This window comes from Nitrospira sp. BLG_2 (genome assembly GCF_049222245.1).
Window position 1 is genome coordinate 1 of record NZ_JBLYIG010000242.1, and the last position, 4,775, is coordinate 4,775.

General features: G+C 53.9%; 8 protein-coding genes. 3 read left to right on the plus strand and 5 right to left on the minus strand.

Annotated elements, in window-relative coordinates; all coding sequences use genetic code 11:
* Positions 1 to 283 precede the first annotated feature (283 nt).
* Together ACOSYY_RS06705 and ACOSYY_RS06710 are read right to left on the minus strand one after the other, a co-directional pair.
* Positions 284 to 448 carry a DUF1328 domain-containing protein gene (locus ACOSYY_RS06705; protein WP_421661494.1) on the minus strand — a complete coding sequence of 55 codons (165 nt, stop codon included), beginning with the start codon at positions 446 to 448 and terminating at the stop codon, positions 284 to 286.
* 97 nt (positions 449 to 545) lie between these two features.
* Positions 546 to 770 (minus strand): CsbD family protein, encoded by a 225-nt coding sequence (locus tag ACOSYY_RS06710; RefSeq protein ID WP_421661495.1) that lies wholly within the window; start codon positions 768 to 770, stop codon positions 546 to 548.
* 501 nt (positions 771 to 1,271) lie between these two features.
* On the opposite strand from ACOSYY_RS06710, the gene ACOSYY_RS06715 reads away from it, so the two are divergent.
* Both ACOSYY_RS06715 and ACOSYY_RS06720 read left to right on the plus strand, forming a co-directional pair.
* Positions 1,272 to 1,712, plus strand: coding sequence for a CBS domain-containing protein (locus tag ACOSYY_RS06715; protein ID WP_421661496.1), 441 nt, complete (start codon positions 1,272 to 1,274; stop codon positions 1,710 to 1,712).
* Between the two features lie 7 nt (positions 1,713 to 1,719).
* Entirely contained in the window at positions 1,720 to 2,154 is a 435-nt protein-coding gene (locus ACOSYY_RS06720; RefSeq protein ID WP_421661497.1) for a CBS domain-containing protein, read from the plus strand.
* A gap of 231 nt (positions 2,155 to 2,385) precedes the next feature.
* Here the strand turns inward: ACOSYY_RS06720 and ACOSYY_RS06725 are convergent, their stop codons facing one another.
* On the minus strand, positions 2,386 to 2,565 hold the full coding sequence (locus ACOSYY_RS06725) for a hypothetical protein (RefSeq protein WP_421661498.1): 180 nt from the start codon (positions 2,563 to 2,565) through the stop codon (positions 2,386 to 2,388).
* Positions 2,566 to 2,801: 236 nt separating this feature from the next.
* On the opposite strand from ACOSYY_RS06725, the gene ACOSYY_RS06730 reads away from it, so the two are divergent.
* Positions 2,802 to 3,467, plus strand: coding sequence for a cysteine hydrolase family protein (locus ACOSYY_RS06730; protein ID WP_526023296.1), 666 nt, complete (start codon positions 2,802 to 2,804; stop codon positions 3,465 to 3,467).
* Here ACOSYY_RS06730 and ACOSYY_RS06735 read toward each other — a convergent pair whose 3' ends face one another.
* Together ACOSYY_RS06735 and ACOSYY_RS06740 are read right to left on the minus strand one after the other, a co-directional pair.
* Complete coding sequence (locus tag ACOSYY_RS06735) at positions 3,468 to 3,686, minus strand: hypothetical protein (RefSeq protein ID WP_421661500.1); 219 nt, start codon at positions 3,684 to 3,686, stop codon at positions 3,468 to 3,470.
* 35 nt (positions 3,687 to 3,721) lie between these two features.
* The gene (locus tag ACOSYY_RS06740; RefSeq protein ID WP_421661501.1) at positions 3,722 to 4,438 is read right to left on the minus strand and encodes a hypothetical protein; all 717 of its coding nucleotides are present in this window, start codon (positions 4,436 to 4,438) and stop codon (positions 3,722 to 3,724) included.
* Positions 4,439 to 4,775: the final 337 nt, after the last annotated feature.

Here is a 4,775-nt window from a genome sequence, read left to right on the forward strand (position 1 = left end):
GGTGAGTTTCGTCCGTCCTGTGTTGCCGCCGTTCCTTGAGCGGGTCGAGATTCGGAACCTCTCCGTCGGACATGCGCGTCTCGACCTCATGCTCGATCGCCATGAGAACGAAGTCGCCTTGAGGGTGGTCCGCCGCATCGGCGAGATTGAGGTCGTGCTCACCATCTAAGAAAGGACTGATTTATTCACAATTCCGAGTAGCAACAAGCTGGATTCGCGGTGTTTTGATGCCGACTACTCGAAAACGCGAATTAATCAGACCTTCCCTAAATCGACTCACGTGTCAGGCAGCCGGTTTCCGGCCGGTGATGAACCCAACGAGCGCGAGAATGACAAAAATCACGAATAACGCATAAGCAATACTCGTGGCTGTCCCCGCGACTCCGGAAAGACCGAGCACTCCAGCTATAATGGCGACGACCAAGAACGTCACAGCCCAGCTCAACATAGTAAGCCTCCCCGAGTTAATTAATCACCTCCGTAACGTTAGCAACCCACCTCCTCAATCTCCAGCGAAGTAGGTCCAAGTATGGCGCTGACGCGCACTACCTTTGCGGGCCGGATTGGGCTGTATTCTGTTTATCAAACCATTCGTTCGTCCATTTCATGACGTCTTCTTTTTTATCGCCATATCGCTCCTGTACCCGGCCCAGGAATTTATCGTAATTTCCTTCGGCCTCCGTCATATCATCATCGGTCAGCTTTCCCCATTGACGCTTGACCTCACCCTTGAACTGGCTCCATTTCCCCTGGAATTGCTCCGCGTTCATATGCCCCTCCTTGTCTATTGTTGCCATTAAACTAGTTACCGCTCTTCGTACTCATATCGTGAGTGTAGGAAAAACGATGATGAGACTGTACTGGGTAGATCCCTGGAGGGTTCAGTGCAAAAGATCTTCTGTACGTCCGGATCGATGACCTCGCTTCATTCGATCAACCGCGAATCGATCCCATGATGGGGTTCCCTCTGCCAGAGTGGTCCCGATCTAGAATGAAAGATTCGGGTATCAGTTCTGCATCAGCTATCAATCAGGCATGGAATATTGGAAAGGAGAATCGATCACTTCCGAATGGTTACGAACGCACGCCGGGTTGTCATGCGGTAAATATTGCGGCGTTCTGCGGCAACGGCGGATGACTCGCTGTGGTGATTCGCGTCAGTTGAAGAGGCACGTTGCCCGGCAGAGAATCGAATCAGAAGCTATGAGAGATCAATGAAGGGTGAGGACTGACATGCGGGCAGTGATGAGACGAATGGGTAAGAGATAGAGATGAAAAAAGCAAAAAGAGCCATGATCAAAATCAAAGACTTCGATTCCATGACCGTCAGCCAGGTCATGGAAAAGGAGGTCCAATTCGTTCCGCTGAAAATGAAAGGGCATATGATCGCGACGCTTTTAATAGAAGGGTTCGGGGCCGTGCCCGTTGTGGAGAAGGGACGTAAGCTGGTCGGCATTGTGAGCGAGCACGATTTACTCGCGGCCGTTGACGACCACCATGCGCTCAGTACCGTCACGGCGAAGGACATCATGACGCCGAATCCTTATTCAGTCAGGGCTGAAACGACACTCGGAACGTTGGTGCACATATTGCGCGCAAGCGATCTGGTTCGCGTTCCAGTCGTAGACGCCAAGAATAAACTCATCGGTATTATCGCGAGACGGGATGTGTTGCGGACCTATCTCGCCACCGGGGGAAAACGAGAACAGTGAGGCATGTATGAGAAAAACAGACTTCTTCATGAAAGCCGGCGATCCCAAGGCCTTGACCGTCGAACAATTGATGCAGGACGCGGTCGTCCGATGCACGTCGCGCACCGATGCCTCGACGATCGCGCACATGATGACGCATCGAAACTTCGGGAGTCTTCCTGTCGTGGAAGAGGATGGCACGTTGATCGGGATCGTGACGGAATACGATCTCCTGCAGGCCATGCTCGACGGGCGAGATCTGCGGAAGATTCTTGCCACGGAAATCATGTCCACCCATCCCGTGACCGTGACGGAAGATCAAACACTCGCCCAGGTGGCCGATCTGTTCCAGGACCGGTATTTGACTCGCGTGCCGGTGGTCAGGAACAATCAGCTGGTCGGGATTCTGGCTCGGCGCGATCTTTTGTACGGCTACATGAAGGCGTCACAATACTGGTCGTGACATGGAGAAGGTTGAGGCGATGCGCGCGTGGTCGACGTGAGCTGCCGAACGAGGTCACAATACTGGTCGTGACATGGAGAAGGTTGAGGCTCAGGACTAGGTTGATTCAAAGGGGGGACAACGCTCAACCTTAACGTCGTCCCTCTCTGTTGGTTTTTGGCAAATCGTCTTTCCTCGTCGCGAGCAGGTCATGCCTGCAACGGCACGCCCAAAATAGAGCCGCGCACCGGCTCACTGATTGGACCAAGCTTCCGCCGTCCATTGATGTTTGCATTCCCAACAGAGCCAGACCGGCGATTCCGTCACTTTGGTATCCGCCAATAGCGGTCCGGATGTCGGCTGCGCCGGCGATTCCATGGCGGTTACTCTCGTGCTCCGGCATTTCGGGCAGGGAGGTGGAGTTTGTTTCATGACGAGTCTTTCCTTTCTCTAGACCGCTCGTTTGCGAAATTGAAATCATTCGTCGGCGAATAAGGAGGCCGGTCATGGTCACTAATGAACTCAATGAGGCACACCGTCTCGTCCATACGAGTGAATCTGGTCCTTCGCGCCGCGAAATCCTGGTTCACGGAAGTACGGTGGCGGTTGGCGCGGGGGTTTCCGCCCTGCTGGGTGGTTTGGGAGTGTTCACGAGAAGATCGTATGGAATGGAGCGGTCGACAACAAGCCTTCTCGATTCCCTGATGCCCGCCCGCGCGGCGTTGCTCGTGATCGACATGCAGCGTGACTTTCTTGAGCCGGAAGGTTATGCGGCGCAGGCGGGACTCGACATCGCGCCGCTGGCCGCGGCAATCCGTCCAATCGCAAAGCTGCTCGCAGTTGGACGCCAAGCCGGTCTGCTGATCGTGCATACCCGTGAAGGCCATTTGCCGGACCTGTCCGATTGTCCGCCGTACAAGCTGGAACGCAGTCGCAGAGCCGGTGCGGAAATCGGCTCCAAGGGTCCGCTCGGTCGTCTGCTGGTGCGGGATGAAGTAGGCCACGATTTCGTGGAAGCCTTACGTCCCATCAAGCAGGAAATCGTTATCGATAAGCCTGGATACAGCGCGTTCGCCCGCACGGGATTGCAACAGATATTGATGAAGCGCGGTATTGAAACACTCATTGTGACGGGTGTCACCACGGAAGTATGCGTCAGCTCGACATTGCGCGCCGCAATCGACCTCGGGTATCGCTGCATCACGGTGAGTGATGCATGCGCTTCGGGAGATCCCGACTTGCACAAAGCGTCCCTGGCCATGATCGGCGTGGAAGGAGGCATCTTCGGCGAAATCGCCACTACCGCCGAAGTCGTTGAGCGGCTCGCTCTCTAGTCAGTCCGAGTCCCGCTGAATCGTCGAGGCATATCCGTCTTCCGAGACATAGGCTTTGACCTGATCTCCGACCGCCACTCGGTCCATTTTGGTTTGATCGTCGACTCGGACACGGGTCGTTTCACCGTCGCTCTCCTTGATGGTCGGCACGGACACGGCTCCCGTCATCTCGTTCACACAGGCGTTTGAGTCTTTGTGAGAAGCCGAAAGCGACACCAAGTCAGTGCTGCTTTCGGCTAGAGGCTGGAGAAAGGTTATGACCGTTTCCGGTTTGCCAGCACCCCAATCCCAAGGAGACCTGGCACGAATAACAAGACGGCAGCGGGTAAAGGCACCGGGGTCAATTTCAATGACAAGTTATCGGCATATCCATCGTTATACTGGCCTGCACTGCGAGTGAGCGCCAATGCGATCTGTATGGAGCGAGTTCCTACGGGAACAAGGCCATCCGTGCTCCGTTCCAATAATCCCGTGATATTTTGTCGATCTCCATTCGTTACCGCCCCGATCGCAGCAAATCCTAATGGAGCGTCCTGGTCGTTCAAGAAGTTCGCGGTCAATACCGCACGATCGCCTTGGTTGGAAAACCCACCGAGAAAACCAGACAGCTCATATCTTGTAGAACCCAAATCGATGGACGAAGCCACGCCCGTTATATCTATTCGTTGGTGTCCAATAGAAGGATTGGTGAAGCCGCCTGAAAAGAAATTCAGTCCACGATCGGCTGGCCCTGGACTCCCGATTGCGGGAAAGTCATTCAATGTAACCACTGCTTTGTACTTCGTGACAGTGAACTCACCAGTCCTGGTAAACCCCGTTACAGCACCAATCGAGGACCCGTCTGATGAGCCTACATCAGATTCAGCGTCCCCATTAATAATAAGATTCTGGTTGAAGGGTACCGTGGCAGCCAGCGCGGGAGAGAGACCCCACGCAAGGAACGCGAGAAGCAACCCTGATGCAAGCTTCATAATTCGTCCTTCCTTTAAGGAGTAGGTGCGGAAGTTATGAATGCATTGGATTGCTAATTATACGTAGTTTAATCAGTCTGTCAATATGTATTCCGCTCACATAGCTAGAGGGATAATTTGATTTGTCCTCTCGTTGTCCTGGCGCGGAGTCGTAGCCTTCGGTAGGACTGAGGGAAGACTCCATTAACAGGAGCAGAGATGAAACCTCGGCATGCTCTTATGCGGCTGAGCGACGGCTTCGCACCCAATAGACTCGTCTAGGATCCAAGGTGACATCGGCTTGGCCTGTCCGACTTAAAAAGTCGACGGCTAAGAACACTTGATTCCAGGTCAAGTC